Annotated in this window: 28 protein-coding genes; 11 read left to right on the top strand and 17 right to left on the bottom strand. The window is 72.0% G+C overall.

The genetic code is table 11. The annotated features are described in order from the left end of the window. Positions 1 to 10: 10 nt before the first annotated feature. Positions 11 to 502: an inorganic diphosphatase gene (locus ACYF6T_RS30115; protein WP_029381130.1), complete on the top strand. Its 492-nt coding sequence runs from the start codon at positions 11 to 13 to the stop codon at positions 500 to 502. Positions 503 to 616: 114 nt separating this feature from the next. Then, positions 617 to 2,248: a threonine/serine exporter family protein gene (locus ACYF6T_RS30110; protein ID WP_461700390.1), complete on the top strand. Its 1,632-nt coding sequence runs from the start codon at positions 617 to 619 to the stop codon at positions 2,246 to 2,248. A 55-nt stretch (positions 2,249 to 2,303) separates the two neighbouring features. Here ACYF6T_RS30110 and ACYF6T_RS30105 read toward each other — a convergent pair whose 3' ends face one another. Both ACYF6T_RS30105 and ACYF6T_RS30100 read right to left on the bottom strand, forming a co-directional pair. Further along, a complete protein-coding gene (locus ACYF6T_RS30105; RefSeq protein ID WP_461700389.1) occupies positions 2,304 to 3,134 on the bottom strand; it encodes a DedA family protein in 831 nt (276 codons plus the stop codon). A 178-nt stretch (positions 3,135 to 3,312) separates the two neighbouring features. Continuing rightward, positions 3,313 to 4,074: a MerR family transcriptional regulator gene (locus ACYF6T_RS30100; protein WP_461700388.1), complete on the bottom strand. Its 762-nt coding sequence runs from the start codon at positions 4,072 to 4,074 to the stop codon at positions 3,313 to 3,315. A gap of 161 nt (positions 4,075 to 4,235) precedes the next feature. Here ACYF6T_RS30100 and ACYF6T_RS30095 point away from each other — a divergent pair, with 161 nt between their 5' ends. After that, positions 4,236 to 5,636, top strand: a complete 1,401-nt coding sequence (locus ACYF6T_RS30095) for a glutamate decarboxylase (RefSeq protein WP_461700387.1) — start codon at positions 4,236 to 4,238, stop codon at positions 5,634 to 5,636. Positions 5,637 to 5,668: 32 nt separating this feature from the next. Here ACYF6T_RS30095 and ACYF6T_RS30090 read toward each other — a convergent pair whose 3' ends face one another. The 3 genes from ACYF6T_RS30090 to ACYF6T_RS30080 all read right to left on the bottom strand — a co-directional run bounded on the left by ACYF6T_RS30090 (position 5,669) and on the right by ACYF6T_RS30080 (position 8,784). After that, on the bottom strand, positions 5,669 to 6,211 hold the full coding sequence (locus tag ACYF6T_RS30090) for a DinB family protein (protein ID WP_461700385.1): 543 nt from the start codon (positions 6,209 to 6,211) through the stop codon (positions 5,669 to 5,671). Positions 6,212 to 6,335: 124 nt separating this feature from the next. Beyond that, entirely contained in the window at positions 6,336 to 7,796 is a 1,461-nt protein-coding gene (locus tag ACYF6T_RS30085) for an aldehyde dehydrogenase family protein (protein ID WP_461700384.1), read from the bottom strand. A 163-nt stretch (positions 7,797 to 7,959) separates the two neighbouring features. Then, positions 7,960 to 8,784: a helix-turn-helix domain-containing protein gene (locus tag ACYF6T_RS30080; protein ID WP_461700462.1), complete on the bottom strand. Its 825-nt coding sequence runs from the start codon at positions 8,782 to 8,784 to the stop codon at positions 7,960 to 7,962. Positions 8,785 to 9,098: 314 nt separating this feature from the next. Between ACYF6T_RS30080 and ACYF6T_RS30075 the strand changes: the two genes are divergently transcribed. Further along, positions 9,099 to 9,467 carry an ATP-binding protein gene (locus ACYF6T_RS30075; RefSeq protein ID WP_461700461.1) on the top strand — a complete coding sequence of 123 codons (369 nt, stop codon included), beginning with the start codon at positions 9,099 to 9,101 and terminating at the stop codon, positions 9,465 to 9,467. A 91-nt stretch (positions 9,468 to 9,558) separates the two neighbouring features. On the opposite strand, the gene ACYF6T_RS30070 is transcribed toward ACYF6T_RS30075, so the two are convergent. From ACYF6T_RS30070 to rpmG, 8 genes are all read right to left on the bottom strand, one after another. Continuing rightward, positions 9,559 to 9,777, bottom strand: coding sequence for a DUF397 domain-containing protein (locus ACYF6T_RS30070; RefSeq protein WP_412493815.1), 219 nt, complete (start codon positions 9,775 to 9,777; stop codon positions 9,559 to 9,561). Between the two features lie 198 nt (positions 9,778 to 9,975). After that, a complete protein-coding gene (locus ACYF6T_RS30065) occupies positions 9,976 to 10,446 on the bottom strand; it encodes an SRPBCC family protein (RefSeq protein ID WP_461700382.1) in 471 nt (156 codons plus the stop codon). After that, positions 10,443 to 10,796, bottom strand: a complete 354-nt coding sequence (locus ACYF6T_RS30060; RefSeq protein WP_461700381.1) for an ArsR/SmtB family transcription factor — start codon at positions 10,794 to 10,796, stop codon at positions 10,443 to 10,445. Before ACYF6T_RS30060 ends, ACYF6T_RS30065 begins: the two co-directional genes overlap by 4 nt. 10 nt (positions 10,797 to 10,806) lie before the next feature. After that, positions 10,807 to 11,208 carry a VOC family protein gene (locus ACYF6T_RS30055; RefSeq protein WP_461700380.1) on the bottom strand — a complete coding sequence of 134 codons (402 nt, stop codon included), beginning with the start codon at positions 11,206 to 11,208 and terminating at the stop codon, positions 10,807 to 10,809. A 79-nt stretch (positions 11,209 to 11,287) separates the two neighbouring features. Beyond that, positions 11,288 to 11,521 (bottom strand): 30S ribosomal protein S18, encoded by a 234-nt coding sequence (gene rpsR, locus ACYF6T_RS30050; RefSeq protein ID WP_461700378.1) that lies wholly within the window; start codon positions 11,519 to 11,521, stop codon positions 11,288 to 11,290. Next, positions 11,521 to 12,774: a CobW family GTP-binding protein gene (locus ACYF6T_RS30045; RefSeq protein WP_461700376.1), complete on the bottom strand. Its 1,254-nt coding sequence runs from the start codon at positions 12,772 to 12,774 to the stop codon at positions 11,521 to 11,523. Before ACYF6T_RS30045 ends, rpsR begins: the two co-directional genes overlap by 1 nt. Next, positions 12,774 to 13,022 carry a type B 50S ribosomal protein L31 gene (locus ACYF6T_RS30040; protein ID WP_461700375.1) on the bottom strand — a complete coding sequence of 83 codons (249 nt, stop codon included), beginning with the start codon at positions 13,020 to 13,022 and terminating at the stop codon, positions 12,774 to 12,776. Before ACYF6T_RS30040 ends, ACYF6T_RS30045 begins: the two co-directional genes overlap by 1 nt. A 9-nt stretch (positions 13,023 to 13,031) precedes the next feature. Further along, positions 13,032 to 13,196 (bottom strand): 50S ribosomal protein L33, encoded by a 165-nt coding sequence (gene rpmG / locus ACYF6T_RS30035; protein WP_030361075.1) that lies wholly within the window; start codon positions 13,194 to 13,196, stop codon positions 13,032 to 13,034. A 62-nt stretch (positions 13,197 to 13,258) separates the two neighbouring features. Between rpmG and rpmB the strand changes: the two genes are divergently transcribed. The 4 genes from rpmB to ACYF6T_RS30015 all read left to right on the top strand — a co-directional run bounded on the left by rpmB (position 13,259) and on the right by ACYF6T_RS30015 (position 15,909). Next, positions 13,259 to 13,495, top strand: a complete 237-nt coding sequence (gene rpmB / locus ACYF6T_RS30030) for a 50S ribosomal protein L28 (protein ID WP_461700373.1) — start codon at positions 13,259 to 13,261, stop codon at positions 13,493 to 13,495. After that, the gene (gene rpsN, locus ACYF6T_RS30025; RefSeq protein WP_461700372.1) at positions 13,495 to 13,800 is read left to right on the top strand and encodes a 30S ribosomal protein S14; all 306 of its coding nucleotides are present in this window, start codon (positions 13,495 to 13,497) and stop codon (positions 13,798 to 13,800) included. The genes rpmB and rpsN overlap by 1 nt, the downstream gene beginning before the upstream one ends. A gap of 839 nt (positions 13,801 to 14,639) precedes the next feature. Beyond that, positions 14,640 to 15,179 carry a hypothetical protein gene (locus ACYF6T_RS30020; protein ID WP_461700371.1) on the top strand — a complete coding sequence of 180 codons (540 nt, stop codon included), beginning with the start codon at positions 14,640 to 14,642 and terminating at the stop codon, positions 15,177 to 15,179. A 199-nt stretch (positions 15,180 to 15,378) separates the two neighbouring features. Next, complete coding sequence (locus ACYF6T_RS30015; protein ID WP_461700369.1) at positions 15,379 to 15,909, top strand: DUF4232 domain-containing protein; 531 nt, start codon at positions 15,379 to 15,381, stop codon at positions 15,907 to 15,909. A 151-nt stretch (positions 15,910 to 16,060) separates the two neighbouring features. Here the strand turns inward: ACYF6T_RS30015 and ACYF6T_RS30010 are convergent, their stop codons facing one another. Continuing rightward, entirely contained in the window at positions 16,061 to 17,191 is a 1,131-nt protein-coding gene (locus ACYF6T_RS30010) for a DUF2786 domain-containing protein (RefSeq protein WP_461700368.1), read from the bottom strand. Beyond that, a complete protein-coding gene (locus tag ACYF6T_RS30005) occupies positions 17,188 to 17,571 on the bottom strand; it encodes a hypothetical protein (protein ID WP_461700366.1) in 384 nt (127 codons plus the stop codon). The genes ACYF6T_RS30010 and ACYF6T_RS30005 overlap by 4 nt, the downstream gene beginning before the upstream one ends. A gap of 111 nt (positions 17,572 to 17,682) precedes the next feature. Here ACYF6T_RS30005 and ACYF6T_RS30000 point away from each other — a divergent pair, with 111 nt between their 5' ends. The 3 genes from ACYF6T_RS30000 (at position 17,683) to ACYF6T_RS29990 (ending at position 20,847) form a co-directional block, all read left to right on the top strand. Continuing rightward, positions 17,683 to 18,309, top strand: a complete 627-nt coding sequence (locus tag ACYF6T_RS30000; RefSeq protein ID WP_461700365.1) for a LysE family translocator — start codon at positions 17,683 to 17,685, stop codon at positions 18,307 to 18,309. Positions 18,310 to 18,378: 69 nt separating this feature from the next. Continuing rightward, complete coding sequence (locus tag ACYF6T_RS29995) at positions 18,379 to 19,113, top strand: Clp protease N-terminal domain-containing protein (RefSeq protein ID WP_461700364.1); 735 nt, start codon at positions 18,379 to 18,381, stop codon at positions 19,111 to 19,113. 36 nt (positions 19,114 to 19,149) lie between these two features. Further along, positions 19,150 to 20,847 (top strand): bifunctional 3'-5' exonuclease/DNA polymerase, encoded by a 1,698-nt coding sequence (locus tag ACYF6T_RS29990; RefSeq protein ID WP_461700363.1) that lies wholly within the window; start codon positions 19,150 to 19,152, stop codon positions 20,845 to 20,847. 30 nt (positions 20,848 to 20,877) lie between these two features. On the opposite strand, the gene ACYF6T_RS29985 is transcribed toward ACYF6T_RS29990, so the two are convergent. Next, complete coding sequence (locus ACYF6T_RS29985; protein WP_461700362.1) at positions 20,878 to 24,063, bottom strand: AfsR/SARP family transcriptional regulator; 3,186 nt, start codon at positions 24,061 to 24,063, stop codon at positions 20,878 to 20,880. Between the two features lie 371 nt (positions 24,064 to 24,434). Further along, the gene (locus tag ACYF6T_RS29980; protein ID WP_461700361.1) at positions 24,435 to 25,337 is read right to left on the bottom strand and encodes a glycosyltransferase family 2 protein; all 903 of its coding nucleotides are present in this window, start codon (positions 25,335 to 25,337) and stop codon (positions 24,435 to 24,437) included. Positions 25,338 to 25,402 lie beyond the last annotated feature (65 nt).

Genomic DNA, 25,402 nt, shown 5'->3' with positions numbered 1-25,402 from the left:
GGAGCCACCGGTGGAGTTCGACGTCACGATCGAGATCCCGAAGGGTTCGCGGAACAAGTACGAGGTGGACCACGAGACCGGTCGGATCCGCCTGGACCGTCGACTCTTCACCTCGACCGCCTACCCGACCGACTACGGCTTCGTCGAGAACACCCTCGGCGAGGACGGCGACCCGCTGGACGCGCTGGTCATCCTGGACGAGCCGACCTTCCCGGGCTGCCTCATCCGCTGCCGCGCGATCGGCATGTTCCGCATGACGGACGAGGCCGGCGGCGACGACAAGCTGCTGTGCGTGCCGGCGACGGACCCGCGTGTGGAGCACCTGCGTGACATCCACCACGTCTCCGAGTTCGACCGCCTGGAGATCCAGCACTTCTTCGAGGTCTACAAGGACCTGGAGCCCGGCAAGTCCGTCGAGGGCGCCAACTGGGTGGGCCGCACGGACGCCGAGGCCGAGATCGAGCGTTCCTACAAGCGCTTCAAGGAGCAGGGCGGTCACTGACCTGCCGGGCTCCTGAACGGACCGTACGCGCACGCGTGCGGTCCGTTCGCCTTTCCGTACGCACACGTGCGCATACTGAGGCTGCCGAGGTGTCGTAGAGGGAGCGTCGCTCAAGTGACGGAAGCGGAGGACCGCAAACCGCAGTCGGACGAGGCGAGGATGGCCTTCACGCCACCCGCCGGGGTCGAGGTCGGGGAGAGTGAGTCCGAGACGACGTCGGAGTTCGCCCTCCCCCGGGGCCTGGGCGTCCCGCCGCCGTCCGGGGCCGAGGCGGAGGGGTCGGCGTTCAGCCCGCCGAGCACGTACAGCTCCCGGCAGGCCCCGCCCGCGTTCACCCCGCCGACCGGCGTTCCGGTGGTCAGCCTCACCAAGGACGTGCCCTGGCAGGACCGGATGCGCACGATGCTGCGCATGCCGGTGGCCGAGCGGCCCGCGCCGGAGCCGCCGCCGAAGGCGGAGGAGGGCGGTCCGGCCGTCCCGCGCGTGCTCGACCTGACCCTGCGGATCGGGGAGCTGCTGCTGGCGGGCGGCGAGGGCGCGGAGGACGTGGAGGCCGCGATGTTCGCGGTCTGCCGCTCCTACGGGCTCGACCGCTGCGAGCCGAACGTCACCTTCACCCTGCTGGCGATCTCCTACCAGCCCTCCCTGGTGGAGGACCCCGTCACCGCCTCGCGGACGGTACGGCGGCGGGGCACCGACTACACCCGGCTGGCGGCCGTGTACCAGCTGGTGGACGACCTCAGCTATCCGGAGACGCACGTCTCCCTGGAGGAGGCCTACCGGCGGCTCGCGGAGATCCGCCGCAACCGGCACCCGTACCCCACCTGGGTGCTCACCCTGGCCAGCGGGCTGCTCGCGGGGGCCGCCTCGGTGCTCGTCGGCGGTGACCCGGTCGTGTTCGTCGCGGCGATGCTGGGCGCGATGCTCGGCGACCGGCTGGCGTGGCTGTGCGCGGGGCGCGGACTGCCGGAGTTCTACCAGTTCACGGTGGCCGCGATGCCGCCGGCCGCGATAGGGGTGGCGCTGACCGTGGCCCACGTGGACGTCAAGGCGTCCGCGGTGATCACCGGTGGACTGTTCGCGCTGCTGCCGGGGCGGGCGCTGGTGGCGGGCGTGCAGGACGGCCTGACCGGGTTCTACATCACCGCCTCGGCGCGGCTGCTCGAGGTCATGTACTTCTTCGTGGGGATCGTCGTCGGGGTGCTGGTCGTCCTGTACTTCGGCGTGAACCTGGGCGCCAAGCTCAACCCCGACGCGGCACTGCACATCGCCCAGCGGCCGGTGTGGCAGATCGCGGCGTCGATGCTGCTGTCGCTGACGTTCGCGGTGCTGTTGCAGCAGGAGCGGTCGACGGTCTTGTGGGTGACCCTGAACGGGGGTGTCGCGTGGTCGGTGTACGGCGCGATGCGCTACGCGGGCGAGCTGTCGCCGGTGGCCTCCACGGCTGTGGCGGCCGGGCTGGTGGGGCTGTTCGGGCAGCTGCTGTCGCGGTACCGGTTCGCTTCGGCGCTGCCGTACACGACGGCAGCGATCGGGCCGCTGCTGCCGGGGTCGGCGACGTATTTCGGGCTGCTGTCGATCGCGCAGAACGACGTCGACAAGGGGCTGGTGTCGCTGGCCACGGCGGCGTCGCTGGCCATGGCCATCGCGATCGGGGTGAACCTGGGGTCCGAGATCTCCCGGTTGTTCCTGCGGATCGGGTCGGCGGAGAAGCGACGGGCGGCGAAGCGGACGCGGGGCTTTTGAGCGCCGGCTGGTTGTTGGTTGCTCGCGCGGTTCCCCGCGCCCCTTGCGGGGCGTTTCAGTAGCCGCCGTCGTACGGGTACTGCTCGTTCTGCCGGCCGCCGTACTGCTGCTGGGGGTACGGCTGCTGCTGCGGGTACTGCTGGGCGTAGGGCTGGCCGTACTGCTGCTGGCCGTACTGCTCGTCCGCCGGCGGGATGCGGCGCAGTTGCGTGGTCGCGTCGTCCATCAGCGGGGGCTGCTGCCGGGCCGGGGGTTCGGGCCGGGCGTTCTTGTTCTTCGAGCGGGCGCGCAGGAACTCGATGGCGATCGGGATGACCGAGACGAGGACGATCAGGATGAGGATCGCCTCGATGTTGTTCTTGACGAAGTCGATCTTGCCGAGCCAGGAGCCGAGCAGGGTGACGCCGGCGCCCCACAGGACACCGCCGATCACGTTGAACGTCAGGAACGAGCGGTACCGCATGCCGCTGACGCCGGCGATGATCGGCGTGAACGTCCGCACGACGGGCACGAAGCGGGCCAGGACCAGGGACTTCGGGCCGTACTTCTCGAAGAACTCGTGGGCCTTGACCACGTTCTCCTGCTTGAAGAGGCGGGAGTCCGGGCGGTTGAAGAGCGAGGGGCCGACCTTCTTGCCGAACATGTAGCCGGCCTGGTCGCCGAGGATCGCGGCGACGCAGATGAGGGTGATCGCCGCCCACAGCGGGAAGTCCAGCTGGTGCGACGTGATCAGCAGGCCGCAGGTGAACAGCAGCGAGTCACCCGGCAGGAAGAAGCCGATGAGCAGGCCCGACTCCGCGAAGACGACCAGGAGCAGGCCCCAGATGCCGAACGTGTCGAGCAGGTAGTTCGGATCGAGCCACTGCGGGCCGAGGGCGAGCGTCACGGTTGCGGGCTCCTGACGGTGGGGGCGGGGTACGGCGGCCGCAGGGCGCGCGGGGCGCTGCGGCCGCACAAAGCTATCAACGCAATGTGTCCGCCCCAGGTTCCACGGGTGTCTCCAGGATGCACTGTGGGCATGCTGGGACAAAGCTGTGAGCCCCGCGCGGGCCAGGTCGGTCCGCCTAGGCGCCGTGCCGGGCCGCGTTCGCCTCGATCGCGTCCCTGAGGTGCTCGGCGAGGCCCGGGTGCAGGGAGTCGTAGAACGCCTTGAAGCGTTCGTCGGCGACGTACATGCCGCCGAGGCAGCGGTGCATGTCGTACGGGCACTCGTAGAACCACTTGTGGATGTGCAGGCGGTGTTCCTCGGCCATGTCCATCGCCGCCTCGCCGGTGGGCCGCTCGCCGTCGGCCACCAGGGCCGCGTACCGCTCGCCCCAGGCGTTCACCTCGGCCTGCATGCGTTTCCAGTCGTCCTTGGTGTAGCGGGCGGCCCGGCGCTGGGACTCGGCGTAGGCCTCGGTGCCGCCCCAGCGCGCCTCGGCCTCCTCGGCGTACTGTTCCGGGTCCTTGTCGCCGAAGACCTCGAAGCGCTCTTCGGGGGTGAGGTTGATGCCCATCGTGCGTGCCTCCATGGCGTGCTCCACGGCCGCGGCCATCTTCTGCAGCTTCTCGATCCGGGCGGTCAGCAGCTCGTGCTGGCGGCGCAGGTGCGCGCGCGGGTCCGTGTCCGGGTCGTCGAGCAGGGCCGCGACCTCGTCGAGCGGGAAGCCGAGCTCCCGGTAGAACAGGATCTGCTGCAGCCGGTCGAGGTCGGCGTCGCTGTAGCGCCGGTGCCCCGCGTGGCTGCGCTCGCTCGGGACGAGCAGGCCGATGCCGTCGTAGTGGTGCAGGGTGCGCACCGTCACGCCGGCGAAGCCCGCGACCTGTCCTACGGAGTAGCTCACTTCGTGTCCGCTCCCTTCTCGGTACGCACTCCACGGTGTCTCCTCACGTCACGTGAGGTGCAACCCTGTTTTCGCGTACGACGGGCCGTCCGGGATGTTCGTTCCGTTCCGTCCGCCTATCGTGATCCCGTGGCCCGAACCCCCTGAGGAGAACGAAGGACATGCCGCTCCACAAAGGAACCGACCAGCCCGACGAGCGCCCGATGTCCGTGAACCCCTTCTACGGGGAGGCGAACCCGGTCGGCGGCATGACCCAGGCGCCGCCCCGGCACCGGCTGCCGGACACCCCGCTGCCGCCGACGACGGCGTACCAGCTCGTGCACGACGAGCTCATGCTGGACGGCAACTCCCGGCTGAACCTCGCCACGTTCGTCACCACCTGGATGGAGCCGCAGGCCGGCGTCCTGATGGCGGAGTGCCGGGACAAGAACATGATCGACAAGGACGAGTACCCGCGCACCGCCGAACTGGAGCGGCGCTGCGTGGCGATGCTCGCCGACCTGTGGAACGCGCCCGATCCCTCGGCCGCCGTCGGCTGTTCGACGACCGGCTCCAGCGAGGCGTGCATGCTCGCCGGGATGGCCCTCAAACGGCGCTGGAGCAAGCGGAATCCGGCGCCCGGGGCCCGCCCCAACCTCGTCATGGGCGTCAACGTCCAGGTCTGCTGGGAGAAGTTCTGCAACTTCTGGGAGGTGGAGGCCCGCCAGGTCCCGATGGAGGGCGACCGCTTCCACCTCGACCCCGAGGCCGCCGCCGCGCTGTGCGACGAGAACACCATCGGGGTCGTCGGCATCCTCGGCTCCACCTTCGACGGTTCCTACGAGCCCATCGCGGACCTGTGCGCGGCCCTGGACGCCCTCCAGGAGCGCACCGGCCTGGACATCCCGGTGCACGTCGACGGCGCCTCCGGGGGCATGGTCGCGCCCTTCCTCGACGAGGACCTGGTGTGGGACTTCCGGCTGCCGCGCGTGGCGTCCATCAACACCTCCGGCCACAAGTACGGCCTGGTCTACCCGGGCGTCGGCTGGGCGCTGTGGCGGGACAGGGCCGCCCTGCCGGACGAGCTCGTCTTCCACGTCAACTACCTGGGCGGCGACATGCCGACCTTCGCCCTCAACTTCTCCCGGCCCGGCGCGCAGGTGGTCGCGCAGTACTACACGTTCCTGCGGCTGGGCCGCGAGGGCTTCCAGGCGGTGCAGCAGTCCACCCGGGACGTGGCCCGGTCCATCGCCGAACGCGTCGAGGGGCTCGGCGACTTCCGGCTGCTGACCCGGGGCGACGAGCTGCCCGTGTTCGCGTTCACGACGGCGCCGGGCGTGACGTCGTACGACGTCTTCGACGTCTCCCGGCGGATGCGGGAGAGCGGCTGGCTGGTGCCGGCGTACACCTTCCCGCCGCACCGCGAGGACCTGTCCGTGCTGCGGGTGGTGTGCCGCAACGGCTTCTCCACCGACCTCGCCGACCTGTTCGTGGAGGACCTGACCCGACTGCTGCCGGAACTGCGCCGCCAGCCCCACCCGTTGACCCGAGACAAGGGGGCGGCCACCGGCTTCCACCACTAGGACCCGATGGGCGGTGGTCCGAAAGACAGGCCCTAGCCGAGGCCCTGTTCCTCCGCCACCAGCTCGAACGCCGTCTTGCCGTCCAGGGACTCGCGGATGATGTCCGCGTGGCCGGCGTGGCGGGCGGTCTCGCGGATCAGGTGGAGGCAGAGCCAGCGCATCGAGACGCGGCCCTCCGGCGGGAACCAGGGGTCGCTGGGCAGGGCGAAGGTGTCGTCGAGACTGGGCACCGAGCGGACGAACGCCTCGGTCTCGGCGGCGACCTTCTCCCAGTGGGCGAGCTGGGACTCGACGGTCTCGTCGCCGACCAGCTGGAACGTCTCGTGCCAGTTGGACTCGTCCCGCCGCACGGGCGGCTGCTCGCCCCGGGCCCGGGCCACCCAGCCCTGCTCCACCTCGGCGACGTGCTTGAGCAGTCCGGCCAGGGACAGCTCGCTGGCGCTGGGCCGGGACGTCGCCTGCTCCGGCGTCAGCCCGAGCAGCGCCCGGCGGATGCCGCCGCGCTGCTCGGCGAGGAAGGAGAGCAGCGCGCCGCGCTCGTCGCCGGACGCCTCCGCGGAAACGTGAGTCACCATGACCGGCCGCCTTTCGTCGGTGCCGGGGGCGTTTCCCCCTGACACCGACGACGCTATGGGCCATCGAGGTCAGATCCTGTCCTCAATGGCCCGCAGGTCGTGGATCGGCCGGTGGAGGGCGGAACTAGAACGGGAAGCCGCTGCGGCCGTGCTGGACCGAGATCCACTTGAGGGTGGTGAAGGCGTCGACCGTTGTCTCGCCGTTCAGGCGGCCGACGCCGGAGCTCTTCTCGCCGCCGAAGGGGACGAGGGGCTCGTCGTGCACCGTGCCGTCGTTCACGTGGAACATGCCCGTGTCGATCCGCCGGGCGAAGGCCACGCCCCGCTCGACGTCACCGGTGTGGACGGCGCCGCTCAGCCCGTACGGCGTGTCGTTGACGAGGCGTACGGCCTCCTCCTCGCCGTCGAAGGGGATGAGGAAGGCGACGGGGCCGAAGATCTCCTGCCGCAGCAGCTCGGAGTCGGCGGGCAGGTCGGTGAGGACGGACGGGCGGACCAGGTTCTCGATGGTCTCGCCGCGCACCAGGGCCCGCGCGCCCTCGGCGATCGCCTGCTCGACGGCGCCCGAGAGGGCGTCCGCCTGCGAGGAGTTGATCACCGGGCCGATCACGGTCTCCGGGTCGCGCGGGTCGCCGGCCTTGAGGGACTTGACCTTGGCGACGAACTTGTCGGTGAACTCGTCGGCGATCGACCGGTCCACCAGCACGCGGTTGGCGGCCATGCAGACCTGGCCCTGGTGGACGTACCGGCTGAAGACCGCGGCGTCGACCGCGTAGTCGATGTCGGCGTCGTCGAGGACCACGATCGCGCTGTTGCCGCCCAGTTCGAGGACCGAGCGCTTGAAGTGCGCGGCGCAGACGGTGGCGACGTGGCGGCCGACCTTGTCGGAGCCGGTGAAGGAGATGACCTTCGGCACCGGGTGCTCGAGGAAGGCGTCGCCGATCTCCGCGATGTCCGTGATGACGACGTTCAGCAGACCGCCGGGCAGGCCCGCGTCCTCGAAGATCTTCGCGACCAGGGAGCCGCCGGTGATCGGGGTGTTCTGGTGCGGCTTGAGGACGACGGCGTTGCCGAGCGCGAGGGCCGGGGCGACCGACTTGAGGGAGAGCAGGAAGGGGAAGTTGAAGGGGCTGATCACACCGACCACGCCGACCGGCTCGCGGTAGAGGCGGTTCTCCTTGCCGTCGGTCGGCGAGGGCAGGATCTTGCCCTCGGGGCGCAGCGCCAGGTGGATCGACTCGCGCAGGAACTCCTTGGCGAGGTGGAGCTCGAAACCGGCCTTCAGGTGCGTGCCGCCGAGCTCGGCGATGATCACCTCGGTGATCTCCTGCTCGCGCTCCTCGATCAGCCGGAGCGCCTTCTCGAAGACCGTGCGGCGGGCGTACGGGTTGGTCGCGGCCCACTGCTTCTGGGCGCGGGCCGCCGCCCGGTACGCCTCGTCGACCTCCTCGACCGTGGCTATGGTGATCGACGCGAGCTTCTCCCCGTCGTACGGGTTGAAGTCGATGATGTCCCAGGAGCCTGTACCCGGGCGCCACTCACCGTCGATGTACTGCTGGGCCAGGTCGGTGAAGTAGGACGACATGTGATCCCTCAATCACTAGCAGACACCAGATCTACGACAGATCCCCGACAGATCCCCCGCAGATCTCCATCACGGTCTGATCACATGTCATCGTACTTGTGTTTCAAGGCAGTTGTTCAAGAGTGCCGGTTGTTCACGGCAGTTGCCCAGGAGGGCCGGTCGGTCAGGAGAGCTGCAGCAGACCCCGCAGCAGGTCCCGGCTCTCGTCCGGCCCGGGGCTGTCCTGCTGGAGCTCCTTCAGCGCCTTCTCGTACTGGGCCACGTCCTCCCGCTTGTCCAGGTACAGCGCGCTGGTGAGCTGCTCCAGGTAGACGACGTCCGACAGGTCGGACTCGGGGAAGGACAGGATCGTGAAGGCGCCGCTCTCGCCGGCGTGCCCGCCGAAGCTGAACGGCATGATCTGCAGCCGTACGTTGGGGCGTTCGGAGATCTCGATCAGGTGCTGGAGCTGGCCGCGCATCACCTCGCGGTCGCCGTAGGGCCGGCGCAGCGCCGCCTCGTCGAGGACGATATGGAACTCGGGGGCCCGCTCGGCGACGAGGTACTTCTGCCGCTCCAGGCGCACCGCGACCCGCTTCTCGATCTCGGCCTCGCTCGCGCCCTTCATGCCGCGCTTGACGACCGCGCGGGCGTATTCCTCCGTCTGCAGCAGCCCGTGCACGAACTGGACCTCGTACGCCCGGATCAGCGACGCCGCGCCCTCCAGGCCCACATAGGTGGGGAACCAGCTCGGCAGCACGTCCGAGTAACTGTGCCACCAGCCCGCCACGTTGGCCTCCCGTGCGAGGGAGAGAAGCGAGGTGCGCTCCGCCTCGTCGGTGATGCCGTACAGCGTCAGCAGGTCCTCGACATCGCGCGTCTTGAAGCTCACCCGGCCCAACTCCATCCGGCTGATCTTCGACTCCGAGGCACGGATGCTGTAGCCCGCCGCCTCGCGCGTGATGCCCCGTGCCTCACGCAGTCGCCTGAGTTGCGAGCCGAGCAGCATGCGCCGCACCACCGATCCGGGCTCTCCCGCGCTCACGTTCGCCAGCCTCCCCAACCGTCTTCAGACGCCGAAGTCTGCCACTAAAACACTCCGAGCAGTACTCGTCTGATTACAGAGATGGAAAGAAACCAAAGACTTCTCACAGGAACCGGGAAGGAGAGGACAAGCGGGGACAAGGAAGTTGGCGGAAAAAATGGCCAACAAGCGGTACGTGAGCATCCAATTCGGTCACGTGCACGTGCATCTGCCCTTGCATCTGCCCTACGCATCCAAGACCATGGTCTCGCGCAACCGCTGCATCGCTACGACCGCGAATTCCCGGGAGTGCCTCGCATGGGGACGAATGGATCGACCATGCTCAAGCCATTACGGCAGGGCCTTCCGCCGCTGCCAACGCCCTGCGGCACGCGATGCCGGCGTCCACGGCGGACGTGCAGGCGCACGTGCGGCTGCACCTGATGCGCTGGACCGACCGCCTGGTGTGCGCGGTGCGCGACCAGAGCGACGACACCCCGGTCGAGCGCGACTCCGAGGACTTCTCGGCGGAGTCGGGCCGCGGCCTGTTCCTCGTCGACTCCTTCGCCGACAGCTGGGGCTGGCACCCGATGGCCGGCGCGCTCGGCGGCAAGGTGGTCTGGGCGCTGTTCCAGCTTCCCGAGCCGCTCACGCAGCCCACCGAGTGACGGACCGCGGCGCCGACGGTGCCGCGGTTCTACGCGTGTTACGGCGCGTTCACCCTCAATGACCCTCTGCCTCAAGGGTTCTGAGGAGCCGTCAGCCCGCGATCAGATGGTCGAACTCCCCGTCCTTGATGCCCAGCAGCATCGCCTCGATCTCGGCACGGGTGTAGACCAGCGCGGGACCGTCCGGGAAGCGCGAGTTGCGCACCGCCACCTCTCCCCCGGGCAGCCGGGCGAACTCCACGCAGGAGCCCTGCGAGTTGCTGTGCCGGCTCTTCTGCCAGGCCACCCCGTTCAGCTCCGTGGCTGCCATGCCGTTGTACACGTCGCGGTCCACAGGTCGCTCCCCGGTGGTGCGGTGGCCTCTGGGGCCATTGATGCGATGGGTCAGTGCAGTGGTCAATGCAGTGGTCAACTGATCCGGATCATAGCTTTGTTCACGTGCGAATGCATGAGCAGATGCACGTGCACGCGGGGTGTTCCTGCGGTTACAGATGTGACGTGCGGGGTACTACATCCGTTCCAGCGCATGCCCCAGAGCCCGCATCACATGCGTCCTCCAGCCCCCGCCCATGATCGTCCGGGCCATCAGCTGTGCGGGGTCGTCGGGGTCGAACCCCTCGTGCACTAGGAGAAGACGCGTACCGCGCCCTTCGTGTTCCAGCGTCCAGGTGATGGTCCAGTCCGCGGAGTTGGCCGGATCGGCGTCCACCCACCGGACCGAGAGCATCCGTTCCGTGTCGTAGGCGAGCACCTCCACCTCTACGACACCGGAGAACCCGGTGTTGGGACGCGGGACGGAGGTCATGCGGTACCGGTGGCCGACCTGGAGGCGGAAGTCCTCGGAGCCCGGCATCTGCCACTGCGCGAGCAGCCGGGGGTCGGTCAGGGCGCGCCAGACCTTGGCGGGCGGATGCGGGAAGAAGTGGTCGACGCGGACGGCGGTGAGGTCGCCGGGGTCGTCACCGGACGGGATGCTCATGTCGGGTCATCGTCGGGCATGCGGTCGAGCAGATCGCCGAGGCCCCGCAGGCGCTCGCGCCAGAACCGCTCGTACGGATGGAGCCAGTCCTGTACGTCGGCGAGCGGGGCCGCCTCCAGGCGGTAGATACGCTGCCGGCCGGAGCGCTGCTCGGAGACGAGCCCCGCGTCGCGCAGCACCCGCAGGTGCTCGGACAGGCTCGGGCGGCGCATGTCGAAGTGGCCGGCCAGGACTTGCACGGGCTGCGGCCCGCCGTCGCGCAGCAGGCGCAGCACCTCGCGGCGCGTGGCGTTGGCGAGCGCGGCGAAGACGCGGTCCGCGTCGGCCTCGGTGGCCCCGACTGCAGTCATGCCGACCTTCCTACTGGTGTGCCTCCGTCAGCAGCATCAGACCGTTGCCGTCGGGGTCCGTGAAGGAGGCCATCCGCCCCCAGGGGTGGCGGTCCGGGCCCTGCACGGCGACACCGGCCTCGGCGAGCCGGGCGCAGTCCGCGTCGACGTCGGTCGTGACCAACATGATCCCCCGAGCGGAACCGGGCTCGGCACCTCCCTTCCGGGGGACGCCCCCGGGCCCCCTGCGCAGGTCCGGGCCGGCGAGCGTGAACACGGTCTGCGCGCCGGCGGGCGCCACCTGGAGCCAGCGCCCCTGGGGCATGGCGCGGTCGACGGCGACCTCGAAGCCGAGGACCTCCGTGTAGAAGCGCAGGGCGCGGTCCTGGTCGGAGACGGGGAGGGTGACGAAGGAGGCGTGCGTGATGGTCATACCGCGAGAATAGGTAGGCGATCCCCTACCAGTCAATCGTAGGAGATCGCCTACCTATAGACCCCCACCTGGGGGACCGTCATTTGCTGGAGTACGGCAGCAGCGCCATCTCCCGTGCGTTCTTGATCGCCCGCGCGAGCAGCCGCTGCTGCTGGGCGGTGACGCGGGTGACGCGGCGGCTGCGGATCTTGCCGCGGTCGGAGAGGAACCTCCGCAGCAGGTCGGTGTCCTTGTAGTCGATGTACGTGATCCCGGCCGCGTCCAGCGGGTTGGGCCGGTTCTTCGGGGGCTTGCGGTCGCTCTTGCGCGGCATCAGACCTCCAGGAGGCTGTCGAAGGCGGACGGCAGCCGCTTCCAGGCGGCGCGGCCGGCGGCGTACTCGGCGTCGGTCAGCAGGCAGGACTCCAGCAGCCGTTGAAGTCCGTCGCGGTCGAGGCCGGGGGACGTGAAGACGAGGTGCTGGCAGCGGTCGCCGTGCTCGGGGTGCCAGTCCAGCGCGGCGGCGGCCCGGCGCATCGGCGGCGCCAGGTCCCAGGCCGCGTCGGGCAGGGCGGCCAGCCAGGGGCCGGCCGACTCCACGCACAACGCCCCGCCTGCCGCGTCCCAGTGCAGCAGCGTGTCGGGCCGGTCGGCGAGCCAGAACCGGCCCCGGCTGCGGGCGGCGGCACACGTGATGTCCTCCAGCGCCGCGTACAGCCGCTCGGGGTGGAAGGGCCGGTGCCGGCGCCAGACCAGGGTCACGACCCCGTGCGCGTCGGCTTCGACGGGGAGCAGGGCGCAGGCGGGGCGCTGTGCCGCCGCGGCGGCCTCGACGTCGAAACCGGCGAGGGCGGCGCGGGCGAGGGGGCTGTGGAGGGCGCCGGGGGTGAAGGGTGGGGGTGATGGTGGGGGTGCCGGTGATGATGGCGGTGCCGGTGGGGGTTCTGACCCCTTCGGGACCGGGGCCGGGGACGGGTCCTGGGCCGGGGACGGGTTCTCACGGGGGATGCGGACCCGGTGGGCCGTCGGGTGGAGCTGGGTGAGCAGTTCGCGGTCCTCGTCGTCGGCCTCCGGGGAGTCCAGGACGGCGAGGACGGGGGCGTACTCCAGCTGGCGGGCGAAGGTGTCGGCGACGGTGCGCTGGTCGCCGGCGGCCGCGGCGAGGCCGCGCTCGGCCAGGTCGTCGCCGTTGCCGAGACACGCCAGCACCAGCGCCGGGTCGACGGCGGTGATCACGCCGGTGACGGTGAGGCCGCCGGCCGCGACCACCTCCGCCATCGCCTTGGGCTCGACGGAGTCCCACAGCTCGACGACCGCGAGCCGGGCGGTGCCGTCGGCGGCCAGGCGCCGCAACTCGGGCACGAGGTCCTCGCGCAGGGCACAGCACGCGCAGTCGTTGACGAGCGGGGTCTCGCCCGCCGACAGCAGGCCGGTGGCGTCACGGACGGTCCGTACGACCGTGCCGGCGGCGGCCGTGGCCAGGTCGTGGTGGAGTACGACGCTGCCGGGCACCTCGGCGAGCAGCCGGCCGACGGTCGCGCGGCGGGCGTCGGCGTGCAGTCCGCCGACGATGACGACGGAGAGCATCAGCCCTTCTTTCCGTACCGGCGCTCGAAGCGCTCCACGCGGCCGGCGGTGTCCAGGAGGCGGGCGGTGCCGGTGTGGAAGGGGTGGCTGACGTCGGAGATCTCGACGTCCACGACCGGGTAGGTGCGGCCGTCCTCCCACTCGATCGTCCTGTCGCTGGTCATCGTCGAGCGGGTGAGGAAGGCGTGGCCGGCGGCCCGGTCGCGGAAGACGACGGGACCGTAGGGGGGATGGATTCCCTTGCGCATGGCGGCGGTTCAGCGCTCCTCTCGGAAGTCGACGTGCCGGCCGGCGACCGGGTCGTACTTGCGCAGGGTGAGGCGGTCCGGGTCGTTGCGGCGGTTCTTGCGGGTCACGTAGGTGTAGCCGGTGCCGGCGGTGGACCGGAGCTTGATGACCGGGCGGAGTTCGTTGCGTGCCATGCTGGTACCTTACTGAAAATGACTTCCATTAGCGATATGGCTTTCAGAGAGGTAGGTCACCCGTGTCCGCCCACTGCATGCTGACCGGCGCCCGGCCCGGTTTCGGCAACCGCGTCTCCCACTCGCACCGGCGCACCTCGCGCCGTTTCGACCCCAACGTCCAGACCAAGCGCTACTGGCTGCCGAGCGAGGGGCGGTACGTGCGGCTGCGGCTGAGCGCGCGGGGGATCAGAACCGTCGACGCGATCGGCGTCGAGGCGGCCGTGGCCCGGATCCGGGCGCGGGGGGTGCGGGTCTGATGGCGAAGAAGAGCAAGATCGCGAAGAACGAGCAGCGCCGGGAGATCGTCGCGCGGTACGCCGCGCGCCGGGCCGAGCTGAAGGAGATCATCCGGCGTCCGTCGTCGACCCAGGCCGAACGCCTCGCCGCCCAGCGGGAACTACGCCGCCAGCCGAGGGACGCGAGCGCGACGCGCGTACGCAACCGGGATCAGCTGGACGGGCGGCCGCGGGGGTACTTCCGGGCGTTCGGCCTGTCCAGGGTGTCCCTGCGGCAACAGGCGCACGCGGGCTTCCTGCCGGGGGTGCGGAAGGGGTCGTGGTAGGAGGCGGGTGAGGTGACTCGGGGTGGGAGCGGGTGAGGTGACTCGGGGTGGGAGCAGGTGAGGTGACTCGGGGTGGAGGCGGGCGAGGTGACTCGGGGTGGAGGCGGTGATTCGGGGTGGAGGCGGGACCGGGGGGTGGCTGGGGAGCCGGAAGGACGGGGCGCGGGTGACTGGCTGGTCGGAAGCCGACTGGGCGGGCCGGGAGTTGCCGGGGCGGGTCCGGAGTGGCTGGAGGGGATCGGCTGACCGGGCGGGCCGGGGGCTGTCGAGGCGGGTCCGGGGCGGCTGGAGGCATCGGCTGACCGGGCGGGCCGGGGGCTGTCGAGGCGGGTCCAAGGTGGCTGGAGGGATCGGCTGACCGGGCGGGCCGGGGGCTGTCGAGGCGGATCCGAGGTGGCTGGAGGGATCGGCCGACCGGGCGGGCCGGGGGCTGGCGGGGTGACTTTCGGCTTCCTCACGGCGGCTTCCGGGTCGCCGGAGCGGCTCCTGGCCTCTTCGCGGCCGGTTCCGAGTTGGCCAGGGCAACTCCCGGTCTCTCGGCGGCTTCCGGGGTTCCCGGGCGTACTCCCGGTCTCCGGCGCCGCTCACCTTCCAACGCTGCTTCTGTCTGCGGGGGGTGCTCCCGGTTGCCGGCGTTGCCCCTCCGTTTCCGGCGCCGCCCGCTTCCCTCCCAGCGCTGCTCTCGGTTGCCGGTGCTGGTGCCGGGGTTCCGGGTGGGTCTGATGAATCTCACAGGTCGGGCAGATGGCGTGAAGGGCCCGCGCTGGTAGCTTGCTGCGGGCGCTGGGGCCCTCGAGCATCCAGCCGTCCGCCCACCCGCTACAGCTTGGGAGCTTGCAGTGACTACGGCTTCGGCGACCTTCGCGCGTTCCTCGCGCACGGCATCGCGTCGGCAGGTGCGGATCGCGGCCGCGGCCGCCGGGCTGGCCGGCGCGCTCGCACTGACCGCGTGCAGCGGCGGAGGCGGCTCCGACGACGACTCCTCCGCCACCCCCAGCGCCTCCTCGACCTCGACGGCGACCGCGGACACCGGCGGTGCCTCCGGCAGCGCGACCGCCGCGTCCGACGCGCTGCAGGGCAGCTGGCTCGCCACCACCGGCGGCAAGTACGTGGCCCTGGTCGTCACCGGCAAGCAGGCCGGGCTCTTCTCGACCGGCGGGACGGTGTGCAGCGGGACCGCCGGCGAGGAGGCCGGCATGAAGATGATCCACCTGACCTGCACGGACGGCAGCAAGGACCGGGCCACCGGGATGGTCGACTCCGCCGGCTCGTCGACGCTGAAGATCACCTGGTCGGGCAAGCTCGGCGAGGAGACGTACACCAAGGCGGAGGGCGGCAAGCTGCCTTCGGGACTGCCGACGGCGAGTCTCGGGTCGTAGCCCCGCGTGCGCCCGGGAGCGGGCTCGGGTCCTGGCTCCGCGTGCGCCGGGGGGCGGGCAACCGGCTCACGGGTTCGTGCGTGATGATCCATGGACCGTGCCGAGTCCATGGACCGATCGATGGACTCGCCGGACTCGCCGGACTCGCCACACCGGCGTCCCACCCCGAGCGTCAGCACAGCACCAGAGGACCACACATATGCGCGCCACCCACGTCACCGTCGCCGCCCTCGCCGCGGCCCTTCTCCTGACCGCCTGCGACGACAACGGCGGTGACAGCGACGCGAGCGGCGGCGGGACGAAGAAGGCGGGTGACGCGTGCTCGCTCGGCAGCGTGGACGCGCAGGTCGCCGCGAGCGCCGCTCCGGCCGCCGGCGACACCGGCAACGTCACCGTCACGCTCACCAACAACGGCGCCAAGTGCACCCTCAAGGGCTTCCCCGGCGTCGACCTGACCGCCGGGAGCACCTCCGCCACCGTCCCCTCGGACCAGGCCGCGACGGCGCAGAAGCTGACCCTCGCCAAGGGCGGGACCGCCTCCTTCACCCTCACCTACGTGCGCGGCGAGAGCGGCGGCGCCAAGAGTCTCGCCGTGAAGACGATGAAGTTCACCCTGCCCGGCTCCGGTGCCGCGAAGAGCTTCCCGTGGTCGTACGGCGACGTCGCCGTCAAGGGCGGCGCAAGCGAACCGAACGCCTCGGTCACCGCCTTCCAGCAGGCCGGCGACTGACGGCGAGCCGCGGCGTCCTGCCTGACGGCGAGACCCGCGGTGCCCCGCCCGACAGCGAAACCCACGGTGTCCTGCCCGACCGGCGCAACCCACAGTGCCCGCCCGACAGCGAAACCCACGGTGCCCCGCCCGACGGCGAAACCCGCAGTGCCTACCCCAGTCGGGGCCGGGCGTGTACCTGTGCCCGGTCTGCCGCCTCGGCGCCCTCGGTCCAGCCCGCCTCGTCGCTGACTCCGCGCAGCCGGGTCGTGGTCGTCTCCGGGAACAACCGGTCCGTGCGCTCGGTCACCGCGACCTCACGGGAGGCCAGCACCGGGAGCAGGTCGTCCGTCACCTGGGTCTCGGCGGCGGCCGCGAGGCGGGTGCCTATTCGGTGGGCGTAGGCGGCGAGGAAGGACTGGCGGAAGGTCTTGGTGCGCTTGCGTCCACCCGCCCGCTGGGCCGCCTCCGCCCTGGTCATGGCCGACTGCGCCTGCACGAGCAGCGAGGTGTGGATCAGCTCCACCGCCTCCAGGTCGGCCTCGAAGCCGACGACCGTGGAGAAGCCCAGCGGTTCGTTCCACACGGCCCGGCAGTGGTTCGCCGTGGCGACGGCGTCCAGCAGCACGGCCTTCGCCTGTTCGTACGGCGGCTCGACTCCGATGCGGCAGGCGCCGGGGGTGTCCGCTGCGGGGGTCTCGGCGGCGAGCAGCGCCTCGTCAATGCTGTGCCGGGCGGACAGCTCCTGCGCCTTGGCGGTGAGCGCCTCCGCCTCCTCGGGGTAGGCGGTCGCCTCGGCCTTGGCCAGCAGCGCGCGGATGCGGGTGAGCATGCGGGACGCGGGGCGCGGCCCGGGGGCGGGGGCGGAGTCGTCGAGGGGTTCGAGGGCGGGCAGGCGCAGCAGGAGGCGGTACAGCTCCAGGGTCGCGGTGGCGTGCGAGAAGCGGTCGGCCGGGGGCGGCTCCTCTGCGACCGCGGCGGTGACGTCGTCCAGTTGCGCGACCCAGCGGGGTCCGCGCGGACGGTCTTCGGGGGCCTGGGCGCGGATCAGGGACGACACCAGGCGTACGTGGACGTCGTCCAGCTCACGGCGCACGATCCGGACGACGTCGGCGGGCTGCCAGCCACGGCGCCAGGCGGAGGCGACGAACTCACGGCCGCGGCGCGCCACTTCGGCGTCGGCCGCGGGGGCGGCGGCGAGCAGCGACGCGCCCGTGTCGAGGGCGGTGTCGCTGTCGGCGTAGAGAGCGGCCTGGAAGGCGCGCTCGACGGTGTCGTCGGTGTCGTCGGTCGTGCTGGTCACGTCTCCGATCGTGACACGGGCCACTGACAGCCGGGGAACGCGCCGGTGCCGTCCCAGCGGAGCGTCCAGCCCTCGTCCGGCGCCTCCGCGTCGTGTGTGAGGCGCGGACAGGGGCCGGGGTCGACCGACCGCAGGTCGGCGGTGACCAGTGCGGCGAGGTCTTCGGCGTTGCGCACGTCGTACGCCCCCTCCGCCAGCCGCCGGCGCAGCAGCGCGGCCAGGTGCTCGGCCACCTCAGGGGAGGCGTAGTGCTCGGTGAGGAGACGGGCCGTCGCGTCGACGATCTCGCGAACGTCCGGGAAGGGGGCGGGCATCGGAGCGTCGGCGTCGGTGCGCGGAGTCGCGGCTGACGGAGTGGCCGTGGTCGGCGGCGAGGTCATGGCAGTCGAGTCAATCACCGTCCACACGCGCTCCACACGGCGTTTCGCCGCACTCGTCTCACTCCCCGAAACTCGGTCGCCGTCGCCCGGGGCGCCTTCGAGCATGGCGGCATGGTGGACATGTCTTCGTACGCGGCCTTCCTGGTCGCCGCTTTCGCGCTCTGCATCGCCCCCGGCCCCGACATGATGTTCATCGTGGCGATGGGCGGCCGGGGCGGGCCCACGACCGGTGTGACGGCCGCCGTCGGCGTGGCCTGTGCGATGTCCGTGCACACGGTGGCGGCGGCGCTCGGGCTGTCGGCGCTGTTCCTGGCACTGCCGACGCTGTATCACGTGCTGCGCTGGGCGGGCGCGGCCTATCTGCTGTACCTCGCGGTCAAGGCGTTCCGGGACCGTGCGGTGCCGGGTGAGGAGGCCGGTTCGGCGGGGCCCGGGCGGCGGCGCGCCTTCTGGCAGGGCGCGGTGACCAACTTGCTCAACCCGAAGGTGATCCTCTTCAACGTCTCCTTCCTCCCGCAGTTCGTCGACCCGTCCCTCGGGCACGTGCGCGAGCAGTTCCTGGTCTTCGGGCTGACGATCACGGTCATGGGCCTGGCCGTGGACGGCTCGATCGGCCTGCTGTCCGGCAGGCTCTCGGGGCTGCTGCGCCGCAGCCGGCGGGTGGCGCGCGGGCTCAACATCTTCAGCGGGACGGTGTTCGCGGGACTGGCCGTGCGGTTGGCGGCCTCTCCGAAGTGACGGGCAAGCACAGACGTCGATTGTCAACCTCGGGTTGACACCCTTCGGGTGTCAACCTACGGTTGACACATGTCGACGAACCCGAACGTCACGTCATCCGTGCGGCTCGACGAACTCATCGCGGCCATCAAGAAGGTGCACACCGAACCCCTCGAACAGCTCCAGGACGCGGTGATCGCCGCCGATCACCTCGGCGAGGTGGCCGACCACCTGATCGGCCACTTCGTGGACCAGGCCCGTCGCTCGGGGGCCTCCTGGACGGACATCGGCAAGAGCATGGGCGTCACCCGGCAGGCGGCGCAGAAGCGGTTCGTGCCCAAGGAGTCGGCCGGGATCGACCCGAACCAGGGCTTCGGCCGCTACACCACGCGCGCCCGCAACGTGGTGATGGCCGCCCACAACCAGGCGGTCGCGGCCCGCAACCCCGAAGGCCGCCCCGAGCACCTGATCCTCGGCCTGCTGGCCGAGCCCGACGGCCTGGCGGCCAAGGCGATCACCGCGCAGGGCATCCTCCTCGACACCGTGCGCCAGGCCGCCACCGAGGCGCTGCCGCCCGCCGCCGAGGAGGTCCCGGAGCTGATCCCGTACGGCTCGGACGCCAAGAAGGTCCTGGAACTCACCTTCCGCGAAGCGCTCCGCCTCGGCCACAACTACATCGGCACCGAACACATCCTGCTGGCCCTGCTGGAGTTCGAGCACGGCACCGGCGTGCTCTCCGGCCTCGGCATCGAGAAGCCGGCCGTCGAGGCGGAGCTCGCCAGGGCGCTCAGTCAGTACCTGCAGGCCCCGGGCGAGACGGCCTGAGGCCCGTTGTCAGACCCTCCTGCCACACTCGCAACCATGACCGACCGCTGGGCACTCGCTCCGGCCGAGGACGGTGGCGTGGAGCTCGCCCCCCTCGGCCCGGACGGCCTGCCCGCCGGACCGGTGCGCCGGGAGCCGGACCTCGCCGAGGCCGTACGCCGGCGACCCGAGGTCGGCCGGTGGGTCTGGCGTTCCACCGCCGAGGTCTACCCGCGCCTGCTCGCCACGGGGGTGCGAGTGGAGCGGTGCTACGACATCGAGGACGCCGAGACCCTCCTGCTCGGCCACGAGGGGAGGTACGGCGAACCCCGCTCGGCGGCCGCCGCCCTGGCCCGCCTGCGCGGCGCTCCCGTACCTCCCGACCCACCCCTGCGCGCCGCCGAACCGGGCGCGCAGTCCTCCCTCTTCGAGCCCCAGGCCGTCCACGTCCCGCTGGCCGACCTCGTCGAGGTGTACGCCGCCCAGCAGCGCCGGCACGACGCGAGCGCGCACCCGGAGCGCATGCGGCTGCTGACCGCGGCCGAGTCGGCGGGCATGCTGATCGCCGCCGAGATGAACCGCGCGGGGCTGCCGTGGAGCGCCGAGGTCCACCGCCGCGTGCTGCACGAACTGCTCGGCGAGCGGTACGCGGGCGGGGGCGAGCCGCGCCGCCTGGCCGAGCTCGCCGACGAGATCTCCGCCGCCTTCGGCCGCCGCGTCCGCCCCGACCTGCCGGCCGACGTCGTCAGGGCCTTCGCCCAGGCCGGCGTCAAGGTCAGGTCCACCCGCCGCTGGGAGCTCCAGTCCGTGGACCACCCCGCCGTCAAGCCCCTGCTGGAGTACAAGAAGCTGTACCGCATCTGGGTCGCCCACGGCTGGTCCTGGCTGCAGGACTGGGTGCGCGAGGGGCGGTTCCGGCCGGAGTTCCTCGCGGGCGGGACCGTGACCGGGCGCTGGGTCACCAACGGCGGGGGCGCGCTGCAGATCCCCAAGGTCATCCGGCGTGCGGTGGTCGCCGACCCCGGCTGGCGGCTGGTCGTCGCCGACGCCGACCAGATGGAGCCCCGGGTCCTCGCGGCCATCTCCCGCGACCCCGGCCTGATGGAGGTCGCGGGCCGCGAGACCGACCTCTACCAGTCCGTCTCCGACCGGGCCTTCTCCGGCGACCGCGCCCAGGCCAAGCTCGCTGTGCTCGGCGCGGTCTACGGCCAGACCTCGGGCGACGGCCTGAAGAACCTCGCCGCGCTCAGACGCCGCTTCCCCAAGGCGGTGGCCTACGTCGACGACGCGGCCCGCGCGGGCGAGGAGGGCCGGCTCGTGCGGACCTGGCTGGGGCGGACCTGCCCGCCGGCGGCCGGTGCCGGCGAGGACGCGGCGGAGGAGGCGGGCATCCCCGTCGGGGACGACGAGCCCGACGGCGCGCAGGAAGGACAGCACTGGGTGCCCGGCTACGCCTCCACCAACGCCCGCGCGCGTGGCCGCTTCGCGCGCAACTTCGTCGTCCAGGGCAGCGCCGCCGACTGGGCCCTGCTGATGCTGGCCGCGCTGCGTCAGTCGCTCGCCGGGATGAAGGCCGAGCTGGTCTTCTTCCAGCACGACGAGGTGATCGTGCACTGCCCCGAGGAGGAGGCCGGGACGGTCGTGACGGCCATCCGGGAGGCCGCCGGTCTGGCGGGGCGGCTGACGTTCGGCGAGACGCCGGTGCGGTTTCCGTTCACGACGGCGGTGGTGGAGTGCTATGCCGACGCCAAGTGAGCGGTGGTCGCGGGCCAGGGCGGGTGCCGCTCAGTCACCGCCGCCCAGCAGCCCGTCGAGTTCGGCCAGCACCGTCTCCTCGTCCGTGCCCGCCAGGGCGGCGCGGGCCCGGCGCCACTCCGCGTACGCCTCCCGCATACGGCCCTGCTCCCGCAGCAGGAGACCGAGCTGGTGCCGGGCGAGACCGTCGGTGTAACGGTCGGCGCGGGCGTCGGCGCGGCGCAGGAGTTCAGCGCACTCGCGGCCCGCCCGGTCGGCGTGGCCCAGCAGGCGCAGCGCCCGGACCAGCCCGAGCCGCGTCTGCGACTCGCCGTGCCAGTCGCCGTGACCGCCGAGGATGCGCAGGCTCTCCTCGAAGTGCGGCAGGGCGGCGGCCGGTTCGCCCAGGGTGAGGTGGGCGTAGCCGATGTTGCAGTGCGCGGACAGCTGCACGAGCACGGCGCCGGTCTCGTCGCCGAGGGCCAGCGAGCGCCGGTGCTGCACGATCGCGGCCCGCGGGTCGGTGTGCTCGTACAGGTTGCCGAGGTGGCTGTGGGTCACGGCCTCGCCGTGGCGGTCGTTCAACTGCCGTGAGTACTCCAGGCTGCGGCGCAGCGCCTGCTCCGACTCCGCGTAGTGGCCCAGTCCTTCGAGCAGCAGGCCGCGGTTGTTGAGGCACCGGCGGATCCAGGAGACCACGCCGAGCCGCTGCCAGAGGGCCAGTGCCTGGTCGTTGAGGGCGAGGGCGTCCTTCTGGCGGCCGGTCAGGAAGTGCAGCCCGGCCAGGTCGCCCAGCGCGTACGCCTCGGCGGCCGCGTCACCGAGCCGCCGTGCCGCCCGGAGGCCGGCCCGGCCCAGCACCTCCATCTCGGCGACCCGGCCGCTGCGCTGGACGTAGGGGAAGAAGAGGCGGGTCAGGAGGGAGACGACGGCGGCGCGGCGCGGACGGGGATCGTCGCCGTACCGCCGCACCAGCGTCACGATGTTGTCCAGCTCCAGGTCACCCCAGGCGAACGCGGCTTCGGGGCTGCCGAAGACGCCGACGGCCTCGACCTCCTCCCCGTGCCCCGGCGGCTGGGCGGAGGTCGGGCGGCGGCGGTCGTCCTGGTCGGGGCCCGGTTCGACGATGGCGGTGAGGACGCGTTCGGCGACGGCCGCGTACCAGTGGAGGGCGGCATCGGAGGCCCCTGCGGAGTCGGCCTGCGTGTCGGCGAGTTCGCGGGCGAAGTCGCGGACCAGGTCGTGAGGGGCGTAACGGCCGTATGCCGTCTCCTGGAGGAGGGCCACGTCGAGGAGACGGTCGAGCGCCGCCTCGGCGCGCTGCTCGCCGGTGCCGGTGAGGCGGGCGAGCAGCGGGGCGCCGTACGTGGGCAGGTCCAGGGCGCCGATGGCGTGCAGCAGGCGGGCCGCGTCGCGGTCGGCCTCGCGGTCGGAGGCGGCGAGCGCCTCGTGGGCCACGGACAGGGAACGGCGCACACTCAGGTCGTCGTACTCCAAGTGACTCAAGCGCCGTTCGCCGGCGGCGAGTTGGCCGGCGAGCACGTCCGGGGTGAGCGCCCGGCGCGCGGCGAGCCGGGCGGCGACGACGCGCAGGGCGAGCGGGAGCCGACCGGTCAGGGCGACCAGGGGGTGGCCGGCGTCGAGACCGTCGCGGCCGGAGACCGCCCGCAGCAGCGCGGCGCTCTCCTCGTCCGACAGCGGTGCGAGCGGGAAGCGGCGGACGCCGTCGAGCGCGGTGAGCGGCGAACGGCTGGTGACGATGACCGCGCAGCCTGCGCCGGCGGGCAGCAGGGGGCGCACCTGGGCGGCGTTCGCTGCGTCGTCCAGGACCAGCAGCGTGCGCGTCGGCGCGAGCAGGGAGCGGAGCAACGCGGCCTTGGCGTCCGGGTGTTCGGGATGGCGGCGGGGATCGGCGCCGAGGTCGCGCAGCAGGGCGGTGAGTGCCTGGTCGGGGGTGAGGGGCGTCATGCCGGGGGTGGCGCCGTGCAGGTTGACGTAGAGCTGACCATCGGCGAAACGTTCCGCCAGGGCGTGAGCGGCGTGCAGCGCGAGGGCACTCTTGCCGACGCCGGCCATACCGCTGATGACGGCGACGGCGGGGGGTTGGGCGGGGGCGAGGGGGGTGGCGGTGAGGGGAGCGGCGGTGAGGGCTCCGAGGGCGGCGCAGAGGTCCGTGAAGGCGGCGGTGCGGCCGGTGAAGTGGGCGGGTGGGGGCGGGAGCTGGGCGGGGCGGGGTGGCTTGGGGGAGGTAGGGGGAGGGATGGGGCCGGGGTGGTGACGACTGTCGCGACCGCCGGGGTGGTCGTGACCGTCGGAATGGTCGTAACCGTCGGGGCTGTCGTGACCACCATGGCTGCCGGGATCGCCGTGGACGCCGGGATCGCCGTGCAGGCGCCCGACACCGCGAAGGTCACCCGCCTCACAGCAGCCGTCCGCGTCGCCGTCGCTCGATCCGCCGGCGGCCGGGATTCCCCCGGGCGCGGCCGGGACGCCCCGCAGCACCTCCACATGCGCTTCCCGGACCGCGGCCCCCGGCTCCACTCCCAGTTCCTCGACCAGGCGCGTGCGCAGGTCGCGGTGGACGGCGAGGGCCTCGGCCTGGCGGCCGGCGCGGTGCAGGGCGAGCATCAGCTGGCGGTGGTACGCCTCGCGCAGCGGATGCTCGGCGGCCAGCGCCGCCAACTGCGGGACGAGGGCGTCGGGTCGCGTGCCGTCGAGGGCGAGCTCGGCGTCGTAGCGCCACTCCAGGAGCAGCAGCCGGGCCTCGTGGAGCCGTTGGGAGAAGGCCAGCCCGCCGAAGTCGGCCGGCAGCCCGGCGAGCGGTGCGTCCCGCCACCAACCGAGCGCCGCCGTGCACTCGCGGACCACGCGCTCCCAGTTGCGCGCCGCGTGCGCCCCGCGCGCAGCGGCGAAGTGGCGCTCGAAGAGGTCGACGTCGACGTCGCCCCGTTCGACGCGCAGCACGTATCCGGGCGGCACCGCGCGCAGTCGTTCCGGATCGTCGAGCAACCGGCGCAGCCGGGCGACGTGGTTGTGCAGCGAGGCCTGCGCGGAGGCGGGCGGCGCGCCGCCCCACAGCGCGTCCTTGAGGGAGGCAACGGAGACCACGCGGCCGGGTTCGAGGAGCAGCGCGGCGAGCAGGGCACGGATCTTGGGGCTGCCGATGGTCCTGACGGCGCCCTGGCCGTCGTACAGGACGGGCGACCCCAGCAGTCCGAACCGCGGACCGCGCTCCATGACCGTAACCACCGTTCCTTGGCGGAATCCCGCCCTCCCTCGGCGGTTTCCCGCCACCGACTCCGTGCGGGCTCCCGCGCGAGATCCGCTACCGTACCGGCCGTCACGACGACCTCCGAACGGCGGCTTTCGGCCATCCGGCCTGCGACGTTGCGGAGAACCGCTGGCCACATGTTAGCGATCTGTTGGCGCGACCTGATGTGATCACAACATCGGAACCGGCCCCGGGGGTGCGCGCGTACGACGCGTTGCTCGGGGGAGTGTCGCCGCCGCGGCCGGATCCGGGGACGTCCAAGGGTCCCGGTCGGCGGAGGTGAACGACCGGGCCCCTTGTCCCGCCCCCGCACCTCGGACGACCTCCGCCGGCTTCCTCAGATGACCGGCGGCCGTCCGAGCCGAGTGAGCCGCCACACCGTGCGCCAGCGCATGGGCCGCCGCTCCCCCGCCGGTTCCCGCAGCCCCTCCGCGAACCCGCCGAACCAGGCCCGCAGTCCGGCCCGCGACCTGTTGCGCAGGACGGTCAGCAGCACCCAGACGCCCAGGTGGACGGGGATGAGGGGCAGCGGCAGCCGGCGGCGCACGAGCCAGACCCGGTTGCGGGCGTTGACGCGGTAGTAGATGGCGTGGCGGGCGGGCGAGGTCCGCGGGTGCTGGAGCAGCAGCTCGGGCGCGTACAGGATCCGCCAGCCGGCGTCGGCGGCGCGCCAGGCGAGGTCGATCTCCTCGTGGGCGAAGAAGAAGGCGGCGGGCCAGTCGCCGATCTGGTCGAGCATGGTCATGCGCAGGGCGTGCCCGCCGCCCAGGAACCCGGTGACGTACCCGCCCCGCAGCGGGTCGGAGGCGCCGAGCCGTGGCACGTGCCGTTGCTGTGTCTCGCCGTGCTCGTCGGCGATCCGGAACCCGACGATCCCGAGCCGCGGGTCGGCGGCGAACAGGTCCCGCACCCGGCTCAGTACGTCCACGTCCACGAGCAGCCCGTCGTCGTCCAGCTCGACCACCACGTCGACGTCCCCGAACTCCCGCAGCCGGCGCAGGGCGGCGTTCCGGCCGCCGGGGCAGCCGAGGTTCTCGTCGAGCTCGATGAGCGTGACCTCGCCGGGCAACGCCAGGCGCGCGGAGAAGTCGGGCAGCGGGCAGCCGTTGCCGACGATCACGATCCGGGAGGGGGCCAGGTCCTGCTTGGCCACGGACTCCAGCAGCGCGTCGACCTCGGCGGGCCGGTTGCCCATGGTCACCACGGCGACGGCGATCCTCGGCGCCTGCGTGTCCTCCATGCCCCACCCCATCCGGCCGCCGGCAACGTCGGCCGCGATGCTAGCCGTTCACGGTAAGGACTTCT

This window comes from Streptomyces sp. 7R007 (assembly GCF_054850255.1).
This window is presented reverse-complemented; position numbering and strand designations above follow the sequence as displayed.

Coding starts and splice junctions, on each gene's coding strand:
- ACYF6T_RS30070 (WP_412493815.1), bottom strand. CDS start 9,777: ATGGCAGCCACGGAGCTGAACGGGGTGGCCTGGCAGAAGAGCCGGCAC.
- ACYF6T_RS29990 (WP_461700363.1), top strand. CDS start 19,150: ATGACCGACCGCTGGGCACTCGCTCCGGCCGAGGACGGTGGCGTGGAG.
- ACYF6T_RS30085 (WP_461700384.1), bottom strand. CDS start 7,796: ATGTCGTCCTACTTCACCGACCTGGCCCAGCAGTACATCGACGGTGAG.
- ACYF6T_RS30005 (WP_461700366.1), bottom strand. CDS start 17,571: ATGACCTCGCCGCCGACCACGGCCACTCCGTCAGCCGCGACTCCGCGC.
- ACYF6T_RS30055 (WP_461700380.1), bottom strand. CDS start 11,208: ATGACCATCACGCACGCCTCCTTCGTCACCCTCCCCGTCTCCGACCAG.
- ACYF6T_RS29995 (WP_461700364.1), top strand. CDS start 18,379: ATGTCGACGAACCCGAACGTCACGTCATCCGTGCGGCTCGACGAACTC.
- ACYF6T_RS30095 (WP_461700387.1), top strand. CDS start 4,236: ATGCCGCTCCACAAAGGAACCGACCAGCCCGACGAGCGCCCGATGTCC.
- ACYF6T_RS30015 (WP_461700369.1), top strand. CDS start 15,379: ATGCGCGCCACCCACGTCACCGTCGCCGCCCTCGCCGCGGCCCTTCTC.
- ACYF6T_RS30045 (WP_461700376.1), bottom strand. CDS start 12,774: ATGCTCTCCGTCGTCATCGTCGGCGGACTGCACGCCGACGCCCGCCGC.
- rpmG (WP_030361075.1), bottom strand. CDS start 13,196: ATGGCACGCAACGAACTCCGCCCGGTCATCAAGCTCCGGTCCACCGCC.
- ACYF6T_RS30060 (WP_461700381.1), bottom strand. CDS start 10,796: ATGACTGCAGTCGGGGCCACCGAGGCCGACGCGGACCGCGTCTTCGCC.
- ACYF6T_RS29980 (WP_461700361.1), bottom strand. CDS start 25,337: ATGGAGGACACGCAGGCGCCGAGGATCGCCGTCGCCGTGGTGACCATG.
- ACYF6T_RS30000 (WP_461700365.1), top strand. CDS start 17,683: ATGGTGGACATGTCTTCGTACGCGGCCTTCCTGGTCGCCGCTTTCGCG.
- rpsR (WP_461700378.1), bottom strand. CDS start 11,521: ATGCCGCGCAAGAGCGACCGCAAGCCCCCGAAGAACCGGCCCAACCCG.
- ACYF6T_RS29985 (WP_461700362.1), bottom strand. CDS start 24,063: ATGGAGCGCGGTCCGCGGTTCGGACTGCTGGGGTCGCCCGTCCTGTAC.
- ACYF6T_RS30080 (WP_461700462.1), bottom strand. CDS start 8,784: ATGCTGCTCGGCTCGCAACTCAGGCGACTGCGTGAGGCACGGGGCATC.
- ACYF6T_RS30090 (WP_461700385.1), bottom strand. CDS start 6,211: ATGGTGACTCACGTTTCCGCGGAGGCGTCCGGCGACGAGCGCGGCGCG.
- ACYF6T_RS30065 (WP_461700382.1), bottom strand. CDS start 10,446: ATGAGCATCCCGTCCGGTGACGACCCCGGCGACCTCACCGCCGTCCGC.
- ACYF6T_RS30040 (WP_461700375.1), bottom strand. CDS start 13,022: ATGCGCAAGGGAATCCATCCCCCCTACGGTCCCGTCGTCTTCCGCGAC.
- rpsN (WP_461700372.1), top strand. CDS start 13,495: ATGGCGAAGAAGAGCAAGATCGCGAAGAACGAGCAGCGCCGGGAGATC.